Consider the following 22400-nt stretch of genomic DNA (forward strand, 5'->3'; position numbering starts at 1 on the left):
CCGAGAGTCTACGAACGACCACCGACATCCGCCGGACACCCCCGTCGCGGGAGCGCGACGATCAGCTCTCGCGGAGGAAGCGCCGGGGCTTCCCCTCCCCCAGATCGATCGGCCGCGCGACGCGGTCGAGCTCCACCGGCTGCGCTAGCAGGGCGCGGATGCTGCGGGCCGCGCGCTCCGGGTCGCCGCCGGCCACACGCGCGGTCACCGAGCCGTCGGCGCGCTGCACCAGCGACCAGGCGAGCGCGCCCGCGTCCTGGAGGTACTGCGTCAGGTCGACCGTGTTGATCGCCCGCCCGCCGGCCGTGACGAACTCGACGTGCTCGCGGCCCTCGAGGTCGGCGATCGCCGGGCGGCCGTCGCGCTCGACGAGGCGGCCGTGATCGCCCGTGCGGTAGCGAGCGAGCGGCAGTAGCGGGTTGCTGCCGGCGGTGACCACCAGCTCGCCGCGGGCCGCGCCGGCGGGGCGACCCGCCGCATCCACCGTCTCGACCAGCACCCGGGTGTCGAGCACCCGGAAGGGTCCGTCGTCGGCGCGCCAGGCGATCGGGCGGGTCTCGTGCAGGCCGTAGAGGTCGAGCACCGGAACGCCGAAGCGGGTCTCGAGCGCGGCGCGCAGCGCCGGGGTGAGATGCAGGGCCCCGCTCACGATCGCGAGGGGGTTCAGCACCGCGGCCGTCGCGGGTTCGAGCAGCGTCGCGAGACTGCTCGGGTTGCCGCTGATCAGCTGAGGATCCTGGTCGCGCAGGAACGCGATCCGATCGGTGGTCGGCCAGTCGCGCGGATCGAGGTTGAGGCGCGCCATCAGGGTCTGGCCGTCGGCGCTCCGTCCGGTGGCACCGGCGCCCCCGTCGCCTCCCTCGGCGATGAATCCGGGCACTGGCGAGACGTAGGTGAAGGCCTGCCGCTGGTGCACCACGAGCGCGAGCGCGAGGCGGCGCGGATCGGGCCGCCAGTCGACGCCCAGTCCGGCGAGCAGGCGGTGCACGAGCCAGAAGGTGCGGGCCACATCCTCGATGTCGTCGGGCAGCCGGAGCGCCGCCCCGGTCGACCCCGAGCTCGAGCCCTGCACGAGCCGGGAGAGGTCGGCGTCGCGCGGCACGAAGCCGCCGATGTCGGCCGCGAGCTCCGCTCGGGAGACGAGCGGGAAGTCGTCGAGAGCGTGCAGGCGTCCGCGCAGACCGCGGTACGCGGGCAGCTCGCGCACCGCGTCGAGGTGCGCCGGCAGCCAGTCGTCGGTCGGGAGCTCCGTGCGCGCCCGCTCGACGGCGGCGGGGTCGAGCCGATGCCCCACCCGATGACGCCAGACCGGGGCGGCCGGATGCGCGAGCACCGAGTCCAGGTGGGCGCGCGCCGCCGCGGGCAGCGCCGGCCAGCGCTCGTCGTCGCTCAGGGCGACGGTGGAGCCCGGCACGTAGTGCGGCAGCAGCAGGTCAGCGGGACCGGACTCGGCGGCCGGAACCGCGGCCCCCGCGTCACTCATGCGAATACCGTGCCGCCGCCTCCGCCGCACGCTTCTCGGCCAGGGCGGCCTGCACGCGTCGCCGGTGCTCCTCGTCGGCCACGAGCTCGCGCAGGGCCGCGTCGCGCGCGATCGTGTCGCGACGCTCCCAGCGCGCCCGCGCGGTCGCCGCATCCTCGCCCGCCGGCGTCCGGCCGGACCAGAGCAGGAACAGCCGGGCCGCCTCCTCGCGGCTCTCGCCGTCGGCGAGCCAGCGACGCGGCTCGACGAGCGGCGCGAGCCGGAACGCGAGCGCGCCGATCGACGAGTGCGCCCAACGCACGTCGAGCTCCGGGCGGAACGGCGCGAGCAGCTCGTGCGAGGCCCAGAGCCAGAGCGCCAGGGCCGCGCCCTGCCGCGACGCGGGATCGCGCTGGGCCCCGTCGGCGATCGCGGCCGCGGTCGTCCGCACGTGCTCGGGAGCCTCGGCGAGCACGTCGCCCGTGAGCGCGCGCAGCGAGATCGACTCGGCCAGGAACGACTGCGGAGCCGAGGAGATGCGCGTCTGCACGACCTCGAGCGCGGGGCCGGGCGCGAGCGCGTCCCAGACGCGGGTCTCGTCCAGGCGCAGGGCGAACCAGCGGTCGAGCGGTCCCGGCCCGCCGAGCGTCGAGGATCCGCGCGCGTCTCCGCCACCGGCTCCAGCCCCGACTCCGCTGCTGTCAGACACGCGCGCGTCCTCTCCTGCTCGGCTGCCCCGCCCGCGCGATCTGCTCGGCCAGTCGCCGGCAGGCCGCCGGCGCATCCGCGTGCCGCTGCACGTGCTCGACCGCGTAGCCGTTCGCCTCCGCCAGTTCGGGCACGCGCCCCAGCCAGCCGATCACGATCAGCGTCGCCGTGTCGATCCGCTGCCGCACGTCGCCGGCGACGTGCTCGAGACCCGGCTGCCCCTGGCCGAACAGCGACTCGAGTCCGCCGTCCGACAGCACGACGAGATGACGACGGCGATCGCGCGCGCTCGGCAGCGTGCGGTAGCGCTCCGCCAGCACGTCGAGCGGGAAGGTGGTGCCGCCGCCGAAGTAGTGCAGCAGCGCGCCGAGCGCCTCGGAGCGGTTTCGGGTCGGGCGCGCCAGACCGGCGACCTGGCGGGGGCCGGAGAACGAGGTGACCTGCACGCGCCCGCCGCCCGCCAGCACCGACTCGATGAGGATGGCGCCCGCGAGCAGCGCGGGAGAATCCGCCGCCGGGCTCGGCATCGACCCCGAGGAGTCGACCCAGAGGTCGAGGTCGACGCTCTCCTGCCGCGTCGGCGGATCGTCCTCCAGCCAGGTGCGGCGCCGGGTCGTGACCCCGGGCACGATCCGCGGCGACGCGGCCAGCGTCGCCCGCCAGTCGACCGCGCTGAGCTCGTCGTCGACATCCCACAGCTCCGTCGGCCCGGGGATCTGCGCTCCGGTCGAGATCGGCTGCGCCGGCTCGCGGATCGGCTTCACCCAGCGCCGCGCGCCGTCGAGGTACCAGGCCCGCAGCACCGCATCGGCGATCGCCGGATCGTAGAGCTCGAGCGTCTGAGCGAGTCCGTAGGCCTGGCTGTCCGATCCGGTGGATGTCGGGTCGTCGGCCGTCGAGACGGCTCGGCCGTCGTCGTCGAGGGCCGGATGCCGCGGCTCTTCACGCAGACGCGCGTCGCGCAGCACCTCGCCGAGCTCGGCCTCCGTGGGGTCTGCGCCGCCGACCTGGCCGCCGCAGATCGCCGATCCCGCCAGGCCGCCGCCCTGGCCGCGGTGGTCGCCCGGATCCCCCGGGTCGCCCTGGTCACCTTGGTCGCCTTCGAGCAGGTACGGCGCCAGGATCATGCCGGCGCGCAGGGCTCCGCGGATCGGGTCGTCGCCGAAGGTGCGCACCGTGCGCGCCAGCAGACGCGCATCCGGTTCGGGATGGGTGCGGGTCAGCGCGAGCAGCTCGGCGCGGGCGCGCTCGGCCTCCGCCGTCGCCGCGTCGAGCTTCGCCTGCTGCTCGCGGAAGCGCTCGGGCACGGTCGCGGCACGCGCCGGGGCCGGCGTGAGCGGCGCGGCTCTCGGCGGCGTCGGCGGAGGCTCGGCGGCCACGTAGGAGCCGTCGGGCAGATCCCAGATCAGCTCGTAGGCGCGCAGCATGACCCAGAACACGTGGCTGCGCCCCGACGACGGAGCCAGGATCCGCCACAGCCGCACGATCCCGGGCTCGACGGACGCGCCCGCGGCGGGGTCGGCCACCGGATCCGCCGCCGCCTGTCGCGCATCCCGCCGCCGCTGCAGTTCGGCGACGCGCACGTTGATCAGCAGGTCGCACCAGACGTTCGCGAGCCAGTTCGCGCGGTCGCGCAGCTGTGCCGGCGGCTCGAAGGAGCTCGCGACGAGAGCGCGTGCCATCTGCTGCACGATCTTGAGGTCGACGATCCGCGTGCTCGGCGCGAGCACGTGATGCCCGATCTCGTGGGCGAAGACCGACTCCCACTCGGCGTCGATGCCGTCCCGCTGCGCCAGGGCGGGGTCGACGGTCACCTGCGGCGGGAAGCTGAACCAGGCGAAGCTGCGTTCGCCGGCATCGGGATGCGCCTGCGCGGGGTGCAGGTGCACGCCCCACAGCGCCTGCGCCGAATCCCACGCGGGCAGCAGGCTCGTCGGCAGGGGGCCGGGCTGCGTGCCGCGGCGCCCGACGCGACTCCGGTTCCCGCGCTCCGGACGCGGCGCGCGGCTCATCAGCGCCGCCACACGGAGACGAGATAGCTGTCGGGCGAGATCGCGGCGGCGAGACGCGCGCGATCCGACGGCGCCTCGCTGAGCGGCTCGGCCGCCGGCGTGATGCGGCAGCCCACCGCATCCAACTCGACCTGCCACCACTGCGCGCCCGTGGCCACCGACAGCACGGCGCCCTCGGCGACGACGAGGTCGCTCGGGGCCTCGGTCCAGACACCCCCGAGGCCGCGGAATCCGCCCACCAGAGCGAGTTCGCTGCCTGCGCCGGGCCACGCCAGCGGATCGTCGGATGCCAGGAGCTCGCCGATACGATCGGTGTCGAGGGCGAGCGCCGCCCCGGCCACGTCCCGCGGCAGCTCGGCCGCCGCGCCGCGCGCCGCGCGTCGGAACGCAGGGATGCCGCTGCGCCAGGCCGAGACCGCGCCGATCGCGCGAAGCGCAGGCTCCGTCGCCGCCTCGTCGCCCCCGATCGCGCGCAGCCTCGCGAGACCGGACGCCGCCGACTCCGTGTACCGGCCCGGATCACCGCCCCACCCGGCGACGCGCTCCACCGTCGCGGTCAGCAGCGGCGGCAGCTCCACCGCCGTCGGCCGCCGCAGCTGCGCGTTCGCCGCCATCCCCGCGCGCTGCATCATCGGCCGGTCGACTCCAGCCAGCGCAGGTAGTTCGTGTAGCGCTGGTGCAGGTACTTCAGGGCGAGCAGCTCGTCGTAGTGCCGACCGTAGAGCTTGCGGGTCGCCGCGATCGCGCCGATCGCCGACTCGACGGCCGTGATGCGGCGCGAGGTCTCGAGCGCATCCAGGCCCTCGAGCCCACCCGACGCCTGCGCGAGCAGCGCGCCGACGGGATCGTCGCGGTCGAGGCCCAGCGCCCGGAACTGCTCACCCGACTGGCGCCACAGATCGCGCAGCCAGGCCACCGCATCCGTCGCCAGCTCGCGGTCGAGCTCGCCCTCGAACCGCGGATGCGTCGGGTTCGGCAGCAGCTTGCCCCGCAGCACGAACGGCAGCACCGCCGCCACGTCGTCGAGCCCGACCGCGCCGACGCCGCGGAACCAGGCCATCGCCTTGGCGTAGAGGATCAGCGTCTGCAGCGCGCGCACCGAGATGCTGTTGACCGTCTGCGCGCCGAGATCGACCTCGAGGTCGGCGCCGCCGTTGCTCTCGATCGCCTCGGAGACGCTCGCTCCCCCGGTCGCCACGGTGTCCTTGGTGCGGTACTCGAAGGCGCGGCCGCCGTGCTGCACGAACTCGAAGTGGCTCGTGAAGAACTCCAGACGGCGTTGTACGTCGGCCGGGAGCGGCACGGCGCGGATCTCTGCCGCCATGCGGGTGCGCCGGTCGGCGTCGAACCGCAGCTCGACGGGCACGTGATCCTCGGGGCGCTCCCCCGCCTCGACGCGCGACACCAGCTCGCCGAAGAAGCGGCTGTTGAAGCCGAGCGCCGCGACCGTGACGTCCATGCGATCCCGCAGCGCCTGGATCACCGGGAAGGTGCCGCCGCCGGCGTCGTCGTTCGCCGTGAAGTACCAGGCGTCGACGCCCGACTCCCCCGCCGTGCGCAGCTGCTGGTCGTAGCTCTCGACGTAGCCCTCGGCGACCATCGTCAGCAGCGCCGACTGGGTCTTCGTCGGGATGCGGTTGTACTCGTCGACGATCTTCACCGGTCGGGCGAGCCAGCCGCGCCAGGCGACACGCACCGCATCCAGGCTGTCGGCCTCGACCAGGTCGCGCGGAAGCGGAGCGCCGACGAGATCGCTCACGGTCAGCTGCGGCTGCCCCTGCACGACCGAGGTGCGCACCACGGTCGGCTCGTCGCCGGCCAGCACGCCCATCAGTACGGCCAGCGTCGTCTTGCCACGACCGGGTCCGCCGATGAGCAGGCAGCGCCCGCCGACCGCGAAGGTGAGCAGCGGCAGCAGCACGTTCGACGAGTAGGACTGGTCGGTGGCCAGCTCGAGTCGCGCCCCGGCATCGCCGAGCTCGAAGCTCAGCGGGGCGTCACGGGAGAACTCGACGTCGTAGAAGGGCGAGATCACGGCGCGGTTGACGAGCCAGAAGTAGGCCTGGCGCAGCCGTTCGTCGAGGGGCGGGTCGACCGGCGCGGTGGACGCGAACAGGTCGTCGGCCGTGAGCTCGGCTCCGGCGTCGGCACCGCTGCGGGTGGGCGAAGACGAGATGTGGCTCCACCGGTCGCTCATGTCGCCACTCTATTGCGAGCCGCCATCGACATCCGGGCGCCCCTCAGCCCTCACGACGGCGGCCGCCGACCCGGGAGGGGTCGACGGCCGCTGCTCGCTGCGTTTCCGGAGTGGATCACTCGTAGCTGACGGTGACCTTGTCGCCCGAGACCTTGATCGTGCCGAAGAGGTAGAAGGTGTCGGTGGACGTGCGCGGCGTGTAGGGGCTGCTCGAGCTGTAGCGCTGCTGGTACGTCGCCGTCGCCTTGCCGCCGTCGCCTGTGAAGCGCAGCGTGCTCCCGTTCTGGATCTTGATCGTCGGGTAGCTGTCGACCTTCCAGCTGAGACCCTGCACGTCGCCGTAGGCGTAGGTGTAGAACGGGCAGCCGCTGGGGCGCGCCTCGGTACTGGCGGCGCACTTGTCGATGTTCGCGTTGATCTGCTTCTCGACCTCCTTCTGGAGCGCGGCCGTCGGCTGGATGTCGATGCTCGCCGCTCCATCGGAGCCGTAGGCGCCGACGACGACCTTCGCGTTGTCGGCCTCGAGCCACTTGTTCGAGTCGGGCGTGCCGATGTCGTACACGCCGGGGTAGGCCAGGATGCTGAGGTAGCCCCCGGCCTTGCGCGAGACCGCCACGTCGACGCCGTTGACCGACACCGAGTCGGCGCCGCTCGCGCTCACGCTGATCGGGTAGGCGATCGACTTGTCGACGACCCACTTGTCGAAGAAGACCGCCTGCTTGCCGGCGCGGGCGAGCTGCAGGCTGATCGACTGCTTGTGGCCGTCGACCGAGAACGTGACTCGCGTGTATCCGGTGGAGCCGACGCTGCCGACCTGCACGTCGGAGATGCGGTTCTCGGCCTTCGCGAGCACCTCCTTGCTCTCGAGCAGGGTGGCGTCGTCGCGGCTGGTGCTCTCGGGCTCGGCCATCTTGGTGGCCTTCGCGAGGTCTCCGGAGGCGATCGCGTTCATGTACTCGCGGGCGACCGACTGCGGCGAGAAGAACGTCGATCCGACGATGTTGAGTCCGACCGCTCCGACGATGACGGCGCCGAGCACGATGCCGCCGATGACGATGCCGCGGGCAAGGCCCGACATGCCGGGGGTCGCGTTCGGGTAGCCGGGGTGGCGCGGTGCGGCGGGCTTCGACGGCTGCGCGGGAGCGCCGGCATAGGCCTGCTGCGGAGCGCCGTACGGAGTCGTGTTCGGCGCGGCCGCGCCGGGCTGCGCGCCGTTCGGCTGCCCGGGCTGCTGCGGCGACCCGTAGCCGAAGCCGCCCTGGGGCTGCTGAGGGGTGTTCGGATCGTAGGGCGTCGACATGGGATGTGCTCCGTGCTCGTCAGGTGTCGTGAGTGTCGTGACGTGGTGTCAGCGTCGTCGGTCCGGTGAGGGACTCCGCATCACCCTACGGGGAACCCGAAGGTGATTCGACGTCGTGTCACGACCATGGTGCTCCGCTGCGCGGTGGTCCGCGATGGAGACGACTCCCCATGCGGGTCAGCGCACGTGCCCCGCGGCCTCCATCTGACGCAGCTCCTTCTTGAGATCGGAGAGCTCGTCACGCAGGCGCCCCGCCAGCTCGAACTTGAGCTCGTCGGCCGCCGCCAGCATCTGGCTGTTGAGGTCGGCGATGATCGCCTCCAGCTCGTTCGCGCCCTTCGCGGCGAGGCCCTCACGGCGCAGGTTCGGTGTCGCGGCGCGCTTGCCGGGGTCGCGACCCGAGAGCAGCTTGGCGGTGTCGGCGCCTTCGCGGGCCAGCACGTCGGTGATGTCGGCGATGCGCTTGCGCAGTGCGGTCGGCTCGATGCCGTTCTCGGTGTTGTACGCGATCTGCTTCTCGCGGCGGCGCTCGGTCTCCTCGATCGCGGAGGCCATCGAGTCGGTGATGTTGTCGGCGTACATGTGCACCTCACCCGAGACGTTGCGGGCGGCACGGCCGATCGTCTGGATGAGCGAGGTCGAGCTGCGCAGGAACCCCTCCTTGTCGGCGTCGAGGATCGCCACGAGCGACACTTCGGGCAGGTCGAGGCCCTCGCGCAGCAGGTTGATGCCGACGAGCACGTCGTAGACGCCGGCGCGCAGCTCGGTGAGCAGCTCGACACGACGCAGGGTGTCGACGTCGCTGTGCAGGTAGCGCACCTGCACCCCCGCCTCGCTGAGGAAGTCGGTGAGCTCCTCGGCCATCTTCTTCGTCAGCGTCGTGACCAGCACGCGTTCGTCACGCTCGACGCGGGTGCGGATCTCTTCGAGCAGGTCGTCGATCTGCCCCTTCGACGGCTTGACCACGATCTGCGGGTCGACGAGTCCGGTCGGGCGGATGATCTGCTCGACGATGCCGTCGGCGACGCCCATCTCGTAGCGGCCCGGCGTGGCCGACAGGTAGACCTTCTGACCGACGCGATCGAGGAACTCCTCCCAGCGCAGCGGCCGGTTGTCGAGAGCGCTCGGCAGGCGGAATCCGTGCTCGACCAGGGTGCGCTTGCGGCTCGCATCGCCCTCGTACATCGCGCCGATCTGCGGCACGGTCACGTGCGACTCGTCGATCACGACGAGGAAGTCGTCGGGGAAGTAGTCGAGCAGCGTGTTCGGCGGCTGGCCGGCGACGCGGCCGTCCATGTGGCGGGAGTAGTTCTCGATGCCGTTGCAGAAGCCGATCTGCTCCATCATCTCGAGGTCGAAGGTCGTGCGCATGCGCAGACGCTGGGCCTCGAGCAGCTTGCCCTGCCGCTCGAGCTCGGGCAGTCGCTCGCCCAGCTCGCTCTTGATCGTGCCGATCGCCTTGTGCATGGTCTCGGGGCTCGCCGCATAGTGCGTGGCCGGGAAGATCGAGATGGCGTCCATCTTGCGGATCACCTCGCCGGTCAGCGCGTGCAGCTCGTAGAGCGCCTCGATCTCGTCACCGAACATCTCGATGCGCAGCGCGTGCTCTTCGTACATCGGGATGATCTCGATCGTGTCGCCGCGCACGCGGAATATGCCGCGCGAGAAGTCGATGTCGTTGCGCTCGTACTGCATTCCGACGAACTGGCGGATGAGCCGGTCGCGCGACACGCGATCGCCCACCTGCACGGCGACCATCGCGTCCAGGTACTCCTCGGCGGCGCCGAGGCCGTAGATGCAGGAGACCGTCGAGACGACGACCACGTCGCGCCGGGAGAGGAGCGAGTTCGTCGTGGAGTGACGCAGGCGCTCGACCTCGGCGTTGACCGAGGAGTCCTTCTCGATGAAGGTGTCCGTCTGCGGCACGTAGGCCTCGGGCTGGTAGTAGTCGTAGTAGCTGACGAAGTACTCGACCGCGTTGTTCGGCAGCAGGTCGCGGAACTCGTTCGCGAGCTGCGCCGCGAGGGTCTTGTTGTGCGCGAGCACGAGGGTCGGACGCTGCACCTGCTCGATCAGCCAGGCGGTCGTCGCCGACTTGCCGGTTCCGGTCGCGCCGAGCAGCACGATGTCGGTCTCACCCGCGTTGATGCGCCCCGCCAGCTGCTTGATCGCGGTCGGCTGGTCTCCGCTCGGCTGGTACTCCGAGATGACCTCGAAGGGGCGGACGGAGCGGGTCGGTTCCATGGCTCCAGCCTAGGGACGACCACCGACACGCGCTGGCGCGCCCAGCCCGCACGCAGAGCGGACGCATCGCCGGAGGCGGGGATCAGCCCCGGTGCGCCGCCCACCACGAGTCGACCTGCGCCAGCGTCTGCTCGAGCGTGCCCGACGCGTCGATCACCGCCGTCGCGACCGCCCGGCGATCCTCGTCGCTCGCCTGGGCGGCGATGCGGCGCTCCGCCTCGGCACGATCCATGCCGCGCAGCTCGACCATGCGGCGGATGCGCTCCTCGGCGGGCGCGTGCACGACGATGACCTCGTCGAAGCCGTGATCGCGGCCGCGCGATTCGACCAGCAGCGGCACGTCGTTCACGACGACCGCATCCGGATCGGCCGCCAGCGCCGCATCCCGCAGCGCCCGCGTGCGCTCGCGGATCGCGGGATGCGTGATGCCCTCGAGCGCGACGCGCTTCGCCGGGTCGCGGAAGACGATCGCGCCGAGCGCCGGACGGATGAGGCGGCCGTCCGCATCCACCACCTCGGGCCCGAACTCCTCGACGATGCGGTCGAGACCCGCGGTGCCGGGCTCGACCACCTCGCGGGCGACGACGTCGGCGTCGATGATGACGGCGCCGTGCTCCGCCAGCCGCTGCGCGACCGCGCTCTTGCCCGCCGCGATGCCCCCGGTCAGTCCGATCCAGCTCACCGATCCAGCCTAGGCGCTGTCGCGGCAGGCGCCCCGACTCCCGACATGCGGCTCAACGCCGGAAGCCGGCCAGCACCCGAAGGTGCTGACCGGCTTCCGAAGAGATCTCGGTCTCACGACCGATCAGGCTGCGATCAGGCGTTGCCCGACAGCTTCTCGCGCAGAGCCGCGAGCGACTCGTCGTCGGCGAGGGTGCCGCTGCCGCTGTCGCTGGAGTAGCTCGACGACGTGCTCGGGAGGAAGTCGTCGTTGTCGCCAGCAGCCTCGGCCGCGAGGATCTGCGCCTTGTGCGCCTCCCAGCGGGTCTGAGCGGCGGCGTACTCGCCCTCCCAGGCCTCGCGCTGGGCCTCGAAGCCCTCGAGCCACTCGCCCGTCTCCGGGTCGAAGCCCTCGGGGTACTTGTAGTTGCCCTGCTCGTCGTACTCGGTGACCATGCCGTACAGCGCGGCCAGGCCCGAGTCGAACTCGGCCGAGTTGGGGTCGATGCCCTCGTTGGCCTGCTTGAGCGACAGCGAGATGCGGCGACGGTCGAGGTCGATGTCGATGACCTTGACGAAGACCTCGTCGCCGACCGACACGACCTGCTCGGCGAGCTCGACGTGCTTGGTCGAGAGCTCCGAGATGTGCACGAGGCCCTCGATGCCGTCGGCCACGCGCACGAAGGCGCCGAAGGGGACGAGCTTGGTGACCTTGCCCGGCGCGATCTGACCGATCGCGTGGGTGCGGGCGAAGACCTGCCACGGGTCCTCCTGGGTCGCCTTGAGCGACAGCGACACGCGCTCGCGCTCCAGGTCGACCTCGAGGATCTCGACGGTGACCTCCTGGCCGACCTCGACGACCTCGCTGGCGTGCTCGATGTGCTTCCAGCTGAGCTCGGAGACGTGCACGAGGCCGTCCACGCCGCCCAGGTCGACGAACGCGCCGAAGTTGACGATCGACGAGACGACGCCCTTGCGGACCTGGCCCTTCGAGAGGTTGTTGAGGAAGGTCGAGCGCGACTCCGACTGGGTCTGCTCGAGCAGCGCACGGCGGCTCAGGACCACGTTGTTGCGGTTCTTGTCGAGCTCGAGGATCTTCGCCTCGATCTCCTGGCCGAGGTACGGCGTGAGGTCGCGGACGCGACGCAGCTCGATGAGCGAGGCGGGGAGGAAGCCGCGGAGGCCGATGTCGACGATGAGGCCGCCCTTGACGACCTCGATGACGGTGCCGGTGACGACGCCGTCCGACTCCTTGATCTTCTCCACGTCGCCCCAGGCGCGCTCGTACTGCGCGCGCTTCTTCGACAGGATGAGGCGGCCTTCCTTGTCCTCCTTCTGGAGAACGAGGGCCTCGACGGTGTCGCCGACCTCGACGACCTCGTTGGGGTCGACGTCGTGCTTGATCGAGAGCTCGCGCGAGGGGATGACACCCTCGGTCTTGTAGCCGACGTCGAGGAGGACCTCGTCGCGGTCGATCTTGACGACGGTGCCCTCGATGAGGTCTCCGTCGTTGAAGAACTTCAGCGTCTTCTCGACCGCGGCCAGGAAGTCGTCAGCGGATCCGATGTCGTTGATCGCGATCTGCTTGGGGGCCGAGGCGGTCGTAGCGGTAGTCATGTAGTGGTTGCTCCGTGGGGCGGATGCCCGGGGGTCATGTCAGGCCGGCGACGATGAACTCGGATGAGCTCGAGCACGATCTCGCAGGAGCGGGATCGGACCCTCCGCCGACGGCGCGCGGATGGGATGTCGCAGAGAAGCGACGGTCTAGCTTAGCCACAGGAAGGTAACCGTTCAACAACGCGGCCGATTCCCCCGCCGGCGGGCGCCGTCGAACCGCTCCGATCAGTCGAGCAGGGCCGACTTCAGGGTATCGAGGCCGACGCCGCCGATGTTCAGCGCACGGGTGTGGAGGCGCTTCATGTCGAAGGCCGCGCCCTCGCGACGCCGGTACTCGTCGCGCAGCTGCTCCCAGATGCGCTGGCCGACCTTGTACGACGGCGCCTGCCCCGGCCAGCCGAGGTAGCGGTTCGTCTCGAAGCGCACGAACTCGTCGGGCATGTTGACGTTGGCGCGCAGGAAGGGGAAGGCGTCGTCGCCCGTCCAGACCCGGTCGCTTCCCGGCATCCGCTTCTCGAGGTGCACGCCGATGTCGAGCACGACGCGAGCGGCACGCATGCGCTGGCCGTCGAGCATGCCGAAGCGGTCGGCGGGCGCGTCGAGGTAGCCGAGGTCGGCCATGAGCCGCTCGGCGTAGAGCGCCCAGCCCTCGGCGTGGCCGGAGGTGCCGGCGAAGCGGCGCCAGGTGTTCAGCTCGGCCTTGTTGAAGGTGGCCTGCGCGATCTGTAGGTGATGGCCCGGGACGCCCTCGTGGTAGACGGTCGTCAGCTCACGCCAGGTGTCGAACTCGGTGACGCCCTCGGGCACGCTCCACCACATCCGGCCCGGGCGCGAGAAGTCGTCGGAGGGTCCGGTGTAGTAGATGCCGCCCTCCTGCGTGGGCGCGATGCGACACTCGAGCGCGCGCATCTCCGGCGCGATGTCGAAGTGGGTGCGGCCGAGCTCCTCGATGGCGCGGTCGCTGGTCTCCTGCATCCAGCGCTGCAGCGCCTCGGTGCCGTGCAGCTTGCTGGCCGGATCGGCGTCGAGGAAGGCGATGGCCTCGGCCACTCCCCCGCCGGCGACGATCTCGGCGGCGATCGACTCCTGCTCGGCGACCATGCGCGCGAGCTCCTCGATGCCCCACTCGTAGGTCTCGTCGAGGTCGACCGTCGCGCCGAGGAAGTCGCGCGAGGCGAGCGCGTAGAGCTCGCGGCCGACGGCGTCCTTCTCGGGAGCGGCCGGAGCGAGCTCCTGCTCGAGGAACTCGGCGAGGCGGCCGTAGGCGGCGCTCGCGCCGGTGGCCGCCCCGGTCAGCTCCGTGCGCAGCGCTGACGGCAGTTCTGCGCCGCCAGCTGACGCCGATCCGGCAAACTGCGCGAAGAACCCGTCGGCCGCAGCGTGCTCACGCACCTGGGCGGCAACCTCGCGCACCTGGCGGATCGCGGGCACCACTCCCGTGCGCACGCCCTCGCGCAGAGTCGCGACGTAGCCGTCGACCGCCGCGGGCAGATTGCGCAGTCGGCGGGCGATGCCCTCCCAGTTCTCGGAGGTGGCTGTCGGCTCGAGGTCGAAGATCGCGCGCAGATCCTGCGGCGGCGACGCGATCACGTTGAGGTCGCGCAGCGGGAAGCCGGCCTCGTGCTTCTCGATCGCGAGGGTGAGCTCGCGGCTCAGGTCGAGCTGGGTGACGCGGTCGACCTCGTCGACGACGGGTGCGGCCTCGACCTCGGCGAGAGCGGCGCGGGTCGCGGCGACCGCGCGCTCGGCGCCCTCCGGCGAGTAGTCCGAGTACTCGCCCTCACGCCCCGGGCGACCGAGGTAGACGTGGAACTCGGGGAAGAGCTCGAGCTGGGTGTCGATCCATCGCTCGGCGACGGAGTCGAGTTCGGTGGACGCGCGGCCGGGCTGGGGATCATTCGCCATGCTCCCCAGCCTGGCACACGCCTCCGACGGAGCGTCTACTCCTTGTCGAGGTCGCGCGAGAGCAGCGCGACGAGCTCGTCGAGCGCGGCCTCCGAGCCCTCGGCGTCGGAGGCCAGCGTGACCTCCTCGCCCGAGCCGATGCCGAGCGAGAGCACGCCGAGGATGCTGGCGGCGTTGACCGACTTGCCGGCGGCCGAGGTCAGGGTGACGGGAACGCCGGCCTTCGCCGCGGCCTGGCTGAACAGCGAGGCGGGGCGGGCGTGCAGGCCGACGCTCGAGGCGACGGTGACGGTGCGTTCGGGCATGGGATCCTCCTGGTTGTCGGGGGTTCGGTGTCGGTCGATGAAGTCGTGGGCGAGCCGTCAGGGCTCGATGGTCACCTTGATCGCCTCGCCGCGGGCGACGAGCTCGATCGCGTCGAGCACCTGCTCGAGCGGCAGGCGATGGGTGATGAGATCGGCGACCGGGACGGCGCCGGTGGCGATGAGGCGCAGGGCCTCGGCGTTGTGCGCGGGGCTCGAGCCGTTGACGCCGAGCACGCTGAGCTCGCGGTAGTGCACGAGATTCGCGTCGAGGGCGATCACGGCGGCGTCCTTCGGCAGCCCGCCGAACAGACTCAGCCGGCCACGACGGGCGAGCATCTGCAAGCCCAGCTCCTGGGCGCGACCCGAGGCCGCCGCGGTGATGACGACATCCGCGCCGTCGCCGCCCGTGGCCTCCAGCACCCGGGCGACGATGTCGCCGTCGCCGGCCGCGATGGCCAGGTCGGGCTTCACGATGTCGGCCGACGCGGCGAGCCGGTCGGCGTTGAGGTCGATCAGGATGACGCGCTCGGCGCCGCGAGCGCGGGCGAGCCGCACATGCAGGCAGCCGATCGGGCCGGCGCCGATGACGACGACCGTGTCGCCGTCGCCGACTCCGGCGATCTCCTGGCCGTTGAGCACGCAGGCGAGCGGCTCGGCGAGCGATGCCTCGGCGAAGGACAGCGCCTCGGGGATGCGGTTGAGCCCGTCGACGGCGAGCACCTCGCGCGGCACGATCATGTGCTCGGCGAAGCCACCCGGGAACTGATATCCCATCGACAGCTGGTTGCGGCACACCGCGGGGTGGCCGGCACGGCACTCGCGGCAGGTGCCGTCGGGGATCGCGGCGATGACCTGCACGCGATCCCCGACAGCCCAGCCGTCGACCGCACGGCCGACCTGGGTGATCTCTCCCGCGATCTCGTGGCCCATGACCTGCGGAGGGGTCATGTTCGGGTGGCCCGAGCGGGAGATCTTGACGTCGGTTCCACAGGTCGAGCACGCGCGCACGCGGATCACGACCTCGTCGTCGGACGCCACCGGGTCGGGATCCGTCTCCAGACGGATGTCACCGGGGGCGTGGAACCTCGCGACTCTCACGTGGGTCTACTCGTCCTCGTCCTCGGAGGCGAGCAGCTCGTACACCTTCTCCGGAGTCGTCGCACCGCGGAGAGCGGCAGCTTTCTCCGAGTCGAGCAGGATCGTCGCGAGCTGTGAGAGCAGGGCGATGTGCCCGTTGCCCTTCGCGGCGATGCCGACGGCGACGCTGACCTCGTTGCCGTCCCAGTCCACGGTGTCGGGGAAGCGGATGACGCTGAGCGCATCCGACTTCACCGCCTCCTTGCCGGCGAGGGTGCCGTGCGGGATCGCCACACCCTCGCCGACGTAGGTGGACACCGAGTTCTCGCGCTCGAGCATCGCGTCGATGTACGACGCGTCGATCGCGCCGGCGTCGAGCAGGGCCTGACCGGCCTGACGGATCGCGTCATCGCGGCCCGTCGCGCTCGACTCCAGTCGGATCGACTGCTCGGCGAGCAGCTCAGTCAGCGGCTTCGACTCGTTCGACTCGTCGCTCATCGATCAGACCTCGACCGTCTCGCCGTTCTGGATCGCCTTGACGACCTTCGTGATGGCGGGGTCGCCCAGGAAGAGCTGGAAGGGCACGACCGGGACGTCGGGGACGACGCCGCGGGCGCGCTCGGCCAGGCTCGCCTGGGTCACGACGACATCGGCGTCGGACGGGATGTGCGCGACGGGCGAGTGCTCGACCGTCACCCCGCTCTTCGCGAGCTGCTTCTTGAGCGTGGAGGCGAGCATGACGCTCGATCCCATGCCCGCGTCGCAGGCGACGATGAGCTTCTTCACGTTCGATCCGTCGATGGTTGCCATGAGGGGTCTCCTTCGGTGAGTGACGGTGTCGGTCAGGCCGCGGAACCGGCCGCGGGCTGGTTCTTCGACTCTGCCTTATTCTGCGCGGTCTTCTCCTGCGCCGCTTCGAGGTCGATCGCCGCATCCGTGGCGCTCTCCTTGCGACCGAAGCCGAGGAGCAGGGCGCCGACGATGAACGTGACGGCGGCGGAGATGATCACACCGGCCACGATCAGCGGGATCTGCGTGGGCGGCGAGACCGCGACCCAGGCGATGATGCTGCCCGGCGAGGCCGGTCCGACGAGGCCGAGACCGAAGATCGTCTCCCAGAGCACACCGGTCGCACCGCCGACGATGGCGGCGACGATGAGGATCGGCTTCATGAGCACGTAGGGGAAGTAGATCTCGTGGATGCCGCCGAGGAAGTGCACGACCATGGCGGCCGGGACGGTCGGGCGGATCGCGCGGGGTCCGAAGAGGAGCATCGCGGTCAGGATGCCGAGGCCGGGCCCGGGGTTCGACTCGATCATGAAGAAGATCGAGTGACCGGCGCCGGCGCCGGCCTGCTCGATTCCGAGCGGGGTGAACACACCGTGGTTGATCGCGTTGTTGAGGAACAGCACCTTGGCGGGCTCGACCACGATCGACACGAGCGGGAGGAGACCCGCGTTGACGAGCGCGTTCGCCAGCCAGCCGAGGCCCTGCGTGATCCAGAAGGTGATCGGGCCGACGACGTAGAGGCCGAGCACGGCGAAGACCGCGCCGACGATGCCGGCCGAGAAGTTGTCGACGAGCATCTCGAAGCCGCCGCGCACCTTGCCGGAGATGAAGTTGTCCCACCACTTCATCACGAGGGCCGCCAGCGGTCCGAGCACGAACGCGGCCAGGATGGTCGGTCCGATCTCGGCGATGCTCTTCGGCGCGGAGACCTCCTCGCCGTTCAGCGGGATCGCGACGAGCTGCAGCGCGACCGGCGCGAGCATCGCGCCGATCAGCGCCACGGCGCCGACGACGCCGCCGCGGTGGCCGTGCACGTTCTTGCCGCCGGTGTAGGCGATCAGGATCGGGATGAGGATCGTGATCAGCGGCCCGACGATCGAGCCGATCTGGTCGGTGATCGGCAGGGTCTTGTCGGCCGGCAGACCGCCCCAGTGGGCGATGAGGTTGATCCAGCCGGTGGGGATGAACAGCGTGGTGACGATACCGAACGCGATGAACGCGCCCAGGTTCGGCATCACCATGCCGGCGAGGAACGCGCCGAACCGCTGGACGCGGGCGCGGGCCCCGGTGCCGGTGGCGGCGGGGGTGTAGTCGGACATCGGGGGTACTCCTTCGTACAGAGCGAGTTGCGGTGGTAGGTGGTGGTGCAGGTTTCAGCGGCGCCGGAGGCGTCAGCCGGCCACGAGGGGCCGATCCAGGTCTGGCTGCCACACCAGCTGGACGTTCTCAGGGTGCAGGTCGCTCGGCGAGGGGACCGCGCTGCCGGGGAGTCCGGCGGCGGCGGCGCCCCAGGTGAGCCCCTCGGTGAACGCGGCGACGAGATCGCTCTCATCCGTCCCGTACTTCGAGAGGAACCCGGCGAGCAGGCAGTCCCCCGCGCCGACCGGGCTGACCGGTCGGGCGACGGGCGACTCGCCGACGAGCTCGGTGTCGTCGGCGACGAGCACGGCGCCGGCGGCGCCGAGCGTGACGAGCACGATCGCGACACCCGAGTCGCGCACCTCGCGCGCGGCTTCGAGCACGTCGGCGATCGTGCGCAGCGGACGGCCCACCAGTTCGGCGAGCTCGTCACGATTGGGCTTGAGGATGCGCGGGGCCGCGGCGACGGCGGCGGCCAGCGGGTCGCCGCTCGTGTCGACGGCGACCGAGGCTCCCCCAGCGGTCGCGGCCTCGATGAGCGCGCGCACGTCGTCGGCGATGAGGCCGGGGGTGCCGCTGCCCGAGACGACCAGCCAGTCGCCGGGGCGCACGGTGCCGCGCAGGGTCGTCGCGATCGCGAGCAGGTCATCGGCGTCGAGCGGCGACCCGGGCTCGTTGAGCTTGGTGACGGCGCCGTCGGCGCCGACGATGCTGAGGTTCGAGCGCGTGCGGCCGCTCACGGCGACGTAACGGCCGTCGACGCCGGCCGCATCCAGCAGGCGCCCGAGCTCGCTGCCCTCGGCGCCCGCGACCGGCACGACCGCGATCGAGGCGTGCCCGTTCGCGGTGAGCGCGCGAGTGACGTTGACGCCCTTGCCGCCGGGCTCGAGCACGGGGGCCGAGGTGCGCAGCACGCGGCCGGGCTCGAGGCGGTCGAGGGTGACCGTGCGGTCGAGGCTCGGGTTGATGGTGAGCGTGACGATCACGGCGCGATCACCACCCGCGGGCCGGCGTTCTCGAGGTCCTCCGCGAGCTCCGCGTCGATGGCCGCGTCGGTGATGATCGTGTCGATCGCCGAGATCGGGGCGACGCGCGCGAAGTCCTCGCGGCCGAACTTCGAGTGGTCGGCCAGCAGCACCGTGCGGCGGGCGGCCGTGATCAGCTCGCGCTTGACCGACGCCTCGGCCATGTCGGGCGTGGTGAGCCCGCGCTCGACGCTGATTCCGTTCGTTCCCATGAACGCCACGTCGGCGAAGACCTCGCCGATCTGCGCCCGCGTCCACTCGCCGACGGCGGCGAGGGTTCGCGGGCGCACGACTCCACCCAGCAGGTGCAGGCTGATGTTCGGGCGCGCGACGAGCGCGGCGGCCACGGGAAGACTGTGGGTGACGACCGTGAACTCGCGGTCGGTGGGGAGAAGCTCGGCCAGGCGCACGGTCGTGGTGCCGGCGTCGAGGATGATCGATCCGCCGTCGGGCAGCTCGTCGAGCGCGGCGCGGGCGATCGACTCCTTCTCGCCGGTGGCGCGCACCTCGCGGTCGGCGACGCCCGGTTCGATGCCGAGTCGCTCGACGGGGATCGCGCCGCCGTGCACGCGGCGCAGCACGCCGCGGCGCTCGAGGGCCGTCAGATCGCGGCGCACGGTCTCCGGGGTGACCGAGAGCTCCTTGGCGAGACCGGCGACATCCACGCGACCGCGCGAGCGCGCGGTGGCGAGGATCTGCTGGTGACGCTCCGGTGCGTACATCGATCGACCTCTTCGTGATGCGGGCGGGCTTTGCTGGCAAAGTCCTGTGTTGATCTGTGCCCATAAAAGCCCGATTGCGTCCGGATGTCAACACAGCCGGGCGGTGTGGCGTGGCGCACCCGGAGCAAAACGGACATGATCGGCGCTCGGAATGCGAAACCCCCGTCAGCGCGGGGCTGACGGGGGTTCCGGATACGGCTCACGCCAGCGTCACGGCCCGCCCGGGATGGCGGGCGCGACGAGGCGGCCAGCGAAGCTCAGTGCGCGGCGGCGTCCCAGTTCGGGCCGGTGCCGACCTGCACGACGAGCGGCACCGAGAGCTCGGCCGCGCCCTCCATGCGCGAGCGCACGATCTCGGCCATCGCATCCTGCTCGCCGTCGACGACCTCGAAGACGAGTTCGTCGTGCACCTGCAGCAGCATGCGCGACGCGAGGCCCTTCTCGCGGATGTCTCCATCGATGTCGATCGAGGCGCGCTTGATGATGTCGGCCGCGGACCCCTGGATGGGCGAGTTGAGCGCCTGGCGCTCCGCGTTGTCACGCAGAACCCGGTTGGTCGACACCAGGTCGGGGAACGGGCGGCGGCGACCGAAGATCGTCGTCGTGTATCCGTCGACGCGGGCCTGCTCGACCACGCCGCGCAGGTAGTCGCGCACGGCGCCGAAGCGGGCGAAGTAGTCGGCCATGAGCTCCTTCGCCTCCTTCGTCTCGATGCGCAGCTGCTTCGACAGGCCGAAGGCGCTGAGCCCGTAGGCGAGGCCGTACGACATGGCCTTGACCTTGGTGCGCATGACCGGCGTGACGTCGGCCGGGTCGACGTGGAAGATGCGGGCGCCGACGAAGCGGTGCAGGTCTTCACCGGAGTGGAAGGCCTCGATGAGACCCTCGTCGCCGGAGAGGTGCGCCATGATGCGCATCTCGATCTGCGAGTAGTCGGCGGTGAGCAGTTGGGCGAACTCGGGACCGCTGCGGAACGCCGAGCGCACCTCGCGACCGGTCTCGGTCTTGATCGGGATGTTCTGCAGGTTCGGGTCGTTCGACGACAGACGGCCGGTGCTCGACCCCGCCTGCTCGTAGGTGGTGTGCACCCGGTGGTCGGGCGCGATCGCCTTCTCGAGCGTCTCGACCATCTGCTTGAGCTTGGTCGCGTCGCGGTGCTGCAGCAGCAGCGCGAGGAAGGGATGCGGGCTCTTCTCCTGCAGGTCGGCGAGCGACGCGGCATCGGTCGAGTATCCGGTCTTGTTCGCCCGGGTCTTCGGCATCTGCAGCTGCTCGAACAGCACCTCCTGCAGCTGCTTGGGCGAGCCGAGGTTCACCTCGCGGCCGATCTCGGCGTAGGCCGATGCCGCGTACTCGGCGGCGTTCGCGGTGAGTCGCGCGTTGAGGTCGCCGAGCACGTCCGTGTCGACCGTGACGCCCTGGAGCTCCATGCGGGCGAGAACGGGGATGAGCGGCACCTCGATGTCGTTCAGCACGCCGAGCGAGCCGGCGTCGAGCTGCTCCTGGAACTCGTCGCGCAGCCGCAGCAGGTACCAGGCCTCGGTGGCCGGGCTCACCTGCGCCTCAGGCACGAGCTGGTTCGGGTCGGGCTCGGGCAGCGTCTCGCCGAGGTGGTCGTAGACCTGCTTCGACAACGACTCCGGCTTGTTGCCGGGCCGCAGCAGCCAGCCGGCGATCGCGGTGTCGAAGACGACGCCGTCGAGCGGGATGTCGAGCTTGGCGAGGGCCTTGATGGCGCGCTTCGATTCGTGCAGCACCTTCGGAGCCGGGCTCGCGAGCCACTCCTCGAGCGCCGCGTAGTCGGGACGGTGGGCACCCCACGGCACCCACGCGCTCTCGGTCGCCGTGGCGATGCCGAAGCCGTCGAGCTCGCCGCCGGCGACCGTGACGCGCAGGCCGAGCGGCTCCCCCGCCTTCGTGGCGGTCTGCAGCCACTTCGCGAGCTCCTCGTCGACCATCTGCCGCACGGCCGGGGCGCCCGCTCCGGCGAGGGTCTGCTCGACGCCGGCCGCCGCATCCTCGGCCGTGCCCTCGAGCTTGATGACGCGATCGAGCAGGGTGCGGAACTGCAATCGCGCGAAGACCTCGCGCACCGCCGCGGCGTCGATCGGCTTGCGTGCGAGGTCGGCGGGCTTCGCCGGCAGCTCGACATCGCGCACGAGGCGGTTGAGCCGGCGGTTGCGCACGGCGCGCTCCTGCTGCTCGCGCAGGTTGTTGCCGACCACGCCCTTGATCTCGTCGGCGTGCTTCAGCAGCTCGTCGACCGTTCCGTACTGCTGGATCCACTTGACGGCGGTCTTCTCGCCGACCTTGTCGATGCCGACCAGGTTGTCGCTGGTCTCGCCGACGAGCGCGGCGATCTCGGGGTACTGCGCCGGCTCGATTCCGTAGCGCTCGACGACGGCGTCGCGGTCGTAGCGCTTGAGCTCGCTGACGCCGCGCACGTTCGGGTAGAGCAGGGTCACGTCGTCGTCGACGAGCTGGATCGTGTCGCGGTCGCCCGAGACGACGAGCACGCGGAAGCCGTCGGCCGCGCCCTGCGTGGCGAGCGTCGCGAGGATGTCGTCGGCCTCGAAGTCCTCTTTGCTCAGGGTCGTGATGCCCATCGCGTGCAGCGCCTCCTCGAGCAGCGGGATCTGGCCCACGAACTCCGGCGGTGTCTCGGCGCGGGTGCCCTTGTACTCGGGCAGCTCGCGCGTGCGGAAGGAGAACCGCGAGATGTCGAAGGCGACGGCGAGGTGGGTCGGCTTCTCGTTCTGCAGCAGGTTCAGCAGCATCGAGATGAATCCGTGGATGCCGTTGGTGTGCTGCCCGTCGCGGGTCACGAAGCTGTCGACCGGCAGCGCGTAGAACGCGCGGAAGGCGAGCGAGTGGCCGTCGATGAGCAGAAGGGTGGGCTTGTCGTTGTCCGGCACGCGATCAGCCTAGCGACGACCTCCGACAGTGCCGGAGCGACAGAGAGCACCGGTCACCGGGTCGCGCGCGGCCGCGGCGGCATAGGCTCGCCGGGTCCGCATC

General features: G+C 71.2%; 18 protein-coding genes. All 18 read right to left on the minus strand.

What is annotated here, in order from left to right:
- Positions 1-61: 61 nt before the first annotated feature.
- Positions 62-1483, minus strand: a complete 1422-nt coding sequence (locus FJ657_RS10865; protein ID WP_255447265.1) for a phenylacetate--CoA ligase family protein — start codon at positions 1481-1483, stop codon at positions 62-64.
- A complete protein-coding gene (locus FJ657_RS10870) occupies positions 1476-2171 on the minus strand; it encodes a phosphohydrolase (RefSeq protein ID WP_141163638.1) in 696 nt (231 codons plus the stop codon). The genes FJ657_RS10865 and FJ657_RS10870 overlap by 8 nt, the downstream gene beginning before the upstream one ends.
- The gene (locus FJ657_RS10875) at positions 2164-4182 is read right to left on the minus strand and encodes a vWA domain-containing protein (protein WP_141163639.1); all 2019 of its coding nucleotides are present in this window, start codon (positions 4180-4182) and stop codon (positions 2164-2166) included. The genes FJ657_RS10870 and FJ657_RS10875 overlap by 8 nt, the downstream gene beginning before the upstream one ends.
- Entirely contained in the window at positions 4182-4796 is a 615-nt protein-coding gene (locus FJ657_RS10880; RefSeq protein WP_141163640.1) for a hypothetical protein, read from the minus strand. The genes FJ657_RS10875 and FJ657_RS10880 overlap by 1 nt, the downstream gene beginning before the upstream one ends.
- 14 nt (positions 4797-4810) lie before the next feature.
- The gene (locus FJ657_RS10885) at positions 4811-6379 is read right to left on the minus strand and encodes an AAA family ATPase (RefSeq protein WP_141163641.1); all 1569 of its coding nucleotides are present in this window, start codon (positions 6377-6379) and stop codon (positions 4811-4813) included.
- Between the two features lie 115 nt (positions 6380-6494).
- Positions 6495-7679 (minus strand): hypothetical protein, encoded by a 1185-nt coding sequence (locus tag FJ657_RS10890; protein WP_141163642.1) that lies wholly within the window; start codon positions 7677-7679, stop codon positions 6495-6497.
- A 177-nt stretch (positions 7680-7856) separates the two neighbouring features.
- Complete coding sequence (gene uvrB, locus FJ657_RS10895; protein WP_141163643.1) at positions 7857-9923, minus strand: excinuclease ABC subunit UvrB; 2067 nt, start codon at positions 9921-9923, stop codon at positions 7857-7859.
- Between the two features lie 82 nt (positions 9924-10005).
- Positions 10006-10605 (minus strand): dephospho-CoA kinase, encoded by a 600-nt coding sequence (coaE, locus tag FJ657_RS10900; RefSeq protein WP_141163644.1) that lies wholly within the window; start codon positions 10603-10605, stop codon positions 10006-10008.
- Positions 10606-10739: 134 nt separating this feature from the next.
- Complete coding sequence (gene rpsA / locus FJ657_RS10905) at positions 10740-12200, minus strand: 30S ribosomal protein S1 (RefSeq protein ID WP_141163645.1); 1461 nt, start codon at positions 12198-12200, stop codon at positions 10740-10742.
- A 225-nt stretch (positions 12201-12425) separates the two neighbouring features.
- Positions 12426-14105, minus strand: a complete 1680-nt coding sequence (locus FJ657_RS10910; protein WP_141163646.1) for a DUF885 domain-containing protein — start codon at positions 14103-14105, stop codon at positions 12426-12428.
- 35 nt (positions 14106-14140) lie between these two features.
- Positions 14141-14410 carry an HPr family phosphocarrier protein gene (locus FJ657_RS10915; RefSeq protein ID WP_141163647.1) on the minus strand — a complete coding sequence of 90 codons (270 nt, stop codon included), beginning with the start codon at positions 14408-14410 and terminating at the stop codon, positions 14141-14143.
- Between the two features lie 57 nt (positions 14411-14467).
- Entirely contained in the window at positions 14468-15508 is a 1041-nt protein-coding gene (locus tag FJ657_RS10920) for a zinc-dependent dehydrogenase (RefSeq protein ID WP_141163648.1), read from the minus strand.
- 6 nt (positions 15509-15514) lie between these two features.
- Positions 15515-15985: a PTS mannitol transporter subunit IIA gene (locus FJ657_RS10925; RefSeq protein WP_141163649.1), complete on the minus strand. Its 471-nt coding sequence runs from the start codon at positions 15983-15985 to the stop codon at positions 15515-15517.
- 3 nt (positions 15986-15988) lie between these two features.
- The gene (locus FJ657_RS10930; RefSeq protein ID WP_141163650.1) at positions 15989-16297 is read right to left on the minus strand and encodes a PTS sugar transporter subunit IIBC family protein; all 309 of its coding nucleotides are present in this window, start codon (positions 16295-16297) and stop codon (positions 15989-15991) included.
- A gap of 32 nt (positions 16298-16329) precedes the next feature.
- Positions 16330-17595, minus strand: a complete 1266-nt coding sequence (locus tag FJ657_RS10935) for a PTS transporter subunit EIIC (RefSeq protein WP_141163651.1) — start codon at positions 17593-17595, stop codon at positions 16330-16332.
- A 72-nt stretch (positions 17596-17667) separates the two neighbouring features.
- Positions 17668-18621 carry a 1-phosphofructokinase family hexose kinase gene (locus FJ657_RS10940; protein WP_141163652.1) on the minus strand — a complete coding sequence of 318 codons (954 nt, stop codon included), beginning with the start codon at positions 18619-18621 and terminating at the stop codon, positions 17668-17670.
- Positions 18618-19382, minus strand: coding sequence for a DeoR/GlpR family DNA-binding transcription regulator (locus FJ657_RS10945; RefSeq protein ID WP_141163653.1), 765 nt, complete (start codon positions 19380-19382; stop codon positions 18618-18620). The genes FJ657_RS10940 and FJ657_RS10945 overlap by 4 nt, the downstream gene beginning before the upstream one ends.
- Before the next feature lie 257 nt (positions 19383-19639).
- Positions 19640-22297, minus strand: a complete 2658-nt coding sequence (gene polA / locus FJ657_RS10950) for a DNA polymerase I (protein ID WP_141163654.1) — start codon at positions 22295-22297, stop codon at positions 19640-19642.
- Positions 22298-22400: the final 103 nt, after the last annotated feature.

Origin of the sequence: Schumannella soli (assembly GCF_006517435.1) — a bacterium.
Taxonomy (GTDB): domain Bacteria; phylum Actinomycetota; class Actinomycetes; order Actinomycetales; family Microbacteriaceae; genus Schumannella; species Schumannella soli.

Bases quoted from the DNA above. Each gene is read 5' to 3' on its own strand.
- FJ657_RS10890 (WP_141163642.1), bottom strand. From the start codon at position 7,679: ATGTCGACGCCCTACGATCCGAACACCCCTCAGCAGCCCCAGGGCGGC.
- rpsA (WP_141163645.1), bottom strand. From the start codon at position 12,200: ATGACTACCGCTACGACCGCCTCGGCCCCCAAGCAGATCGCGATCAAC.
- uvrB (WP_141163643.1), bottom strand. From the start codon at position 9,923: ATGGAACCGACCCGCTCCGTCCGCCCCTTCGAGGTCATCTCGGAGTAC.
- FJ657_RS10910 (WP_141163646.1), bottom strand. From the start codon at position 14,105: ATGGCGAATGATCCCCAGCCCGGCCGCGCGTCCACCGAACTCGACTCC.
- FJ657_RS10935 (WP_141163651.1), bottom strand. From the start codon at position 17,595: ATGTCCGACTACACCCCCGCCGCCACCGGCACCGGGGCCCGCGCCCGC.
- FJ657_RS10885 (WP_141163641.1), bottom strand. From the start codon at position 6,379: ATGAGCGACCGGTGGAGCCACATCTCGTCTTCGCCCACCCGCAGCGGT.
- FJ657_RS10925 (WP_141163649.1), bottom strand. From the start codon at position 15,985: ATGAGCGACGAGTCGAACGAGTCGAAGCCGCTGACTGAGCTGCTCGCC.
- FJ657_RS10875 (WP_141163639.1), bottom strand. From the start codon at position 4,182: ATGAGCCGCGCGCCGCGTCCGGAGCGCGGGAACCGGAGTCGCGTCGGG.
- FJ657_RS10945 (WP_141163653.1), bottom strand. From the start codon at position 19,382: ATGTACGCACCGGAGCGTCACCAGCAGATCCTCGCCACCGCGCGCTCG.
- FJ657_RS10915 (WP_141163647.1), bottom strand. From the start codon at position 14,410: ATGCCCGAACGCACCGTCACCGTCGCCTCGAGCGTCGGCCTGCACGCC.
- FJ657_RS10930 (WP_141163650.1), bottom strand. From the start codon at position 16,297: ATGGCAACCATCGACGGATCGAACGTGAAGAAGCTCATCGTCGCCTGC.
- FJ657_RS10865 (WP_255447265.1), bottom strand. From the start codon at position 1,483: ATGAGTGACGCGGGGGCCGCGGTTCCGGCCGCCGAGTCCGGTCCCGCT.
- FJ657_RS10880 (WP_141163640.1), bottom strand. From the start codon at position 4,796: ATGGCGGCGAACGCGCAGCTGCGGCGGCCGACGGCGGTGGAGCTGCCG.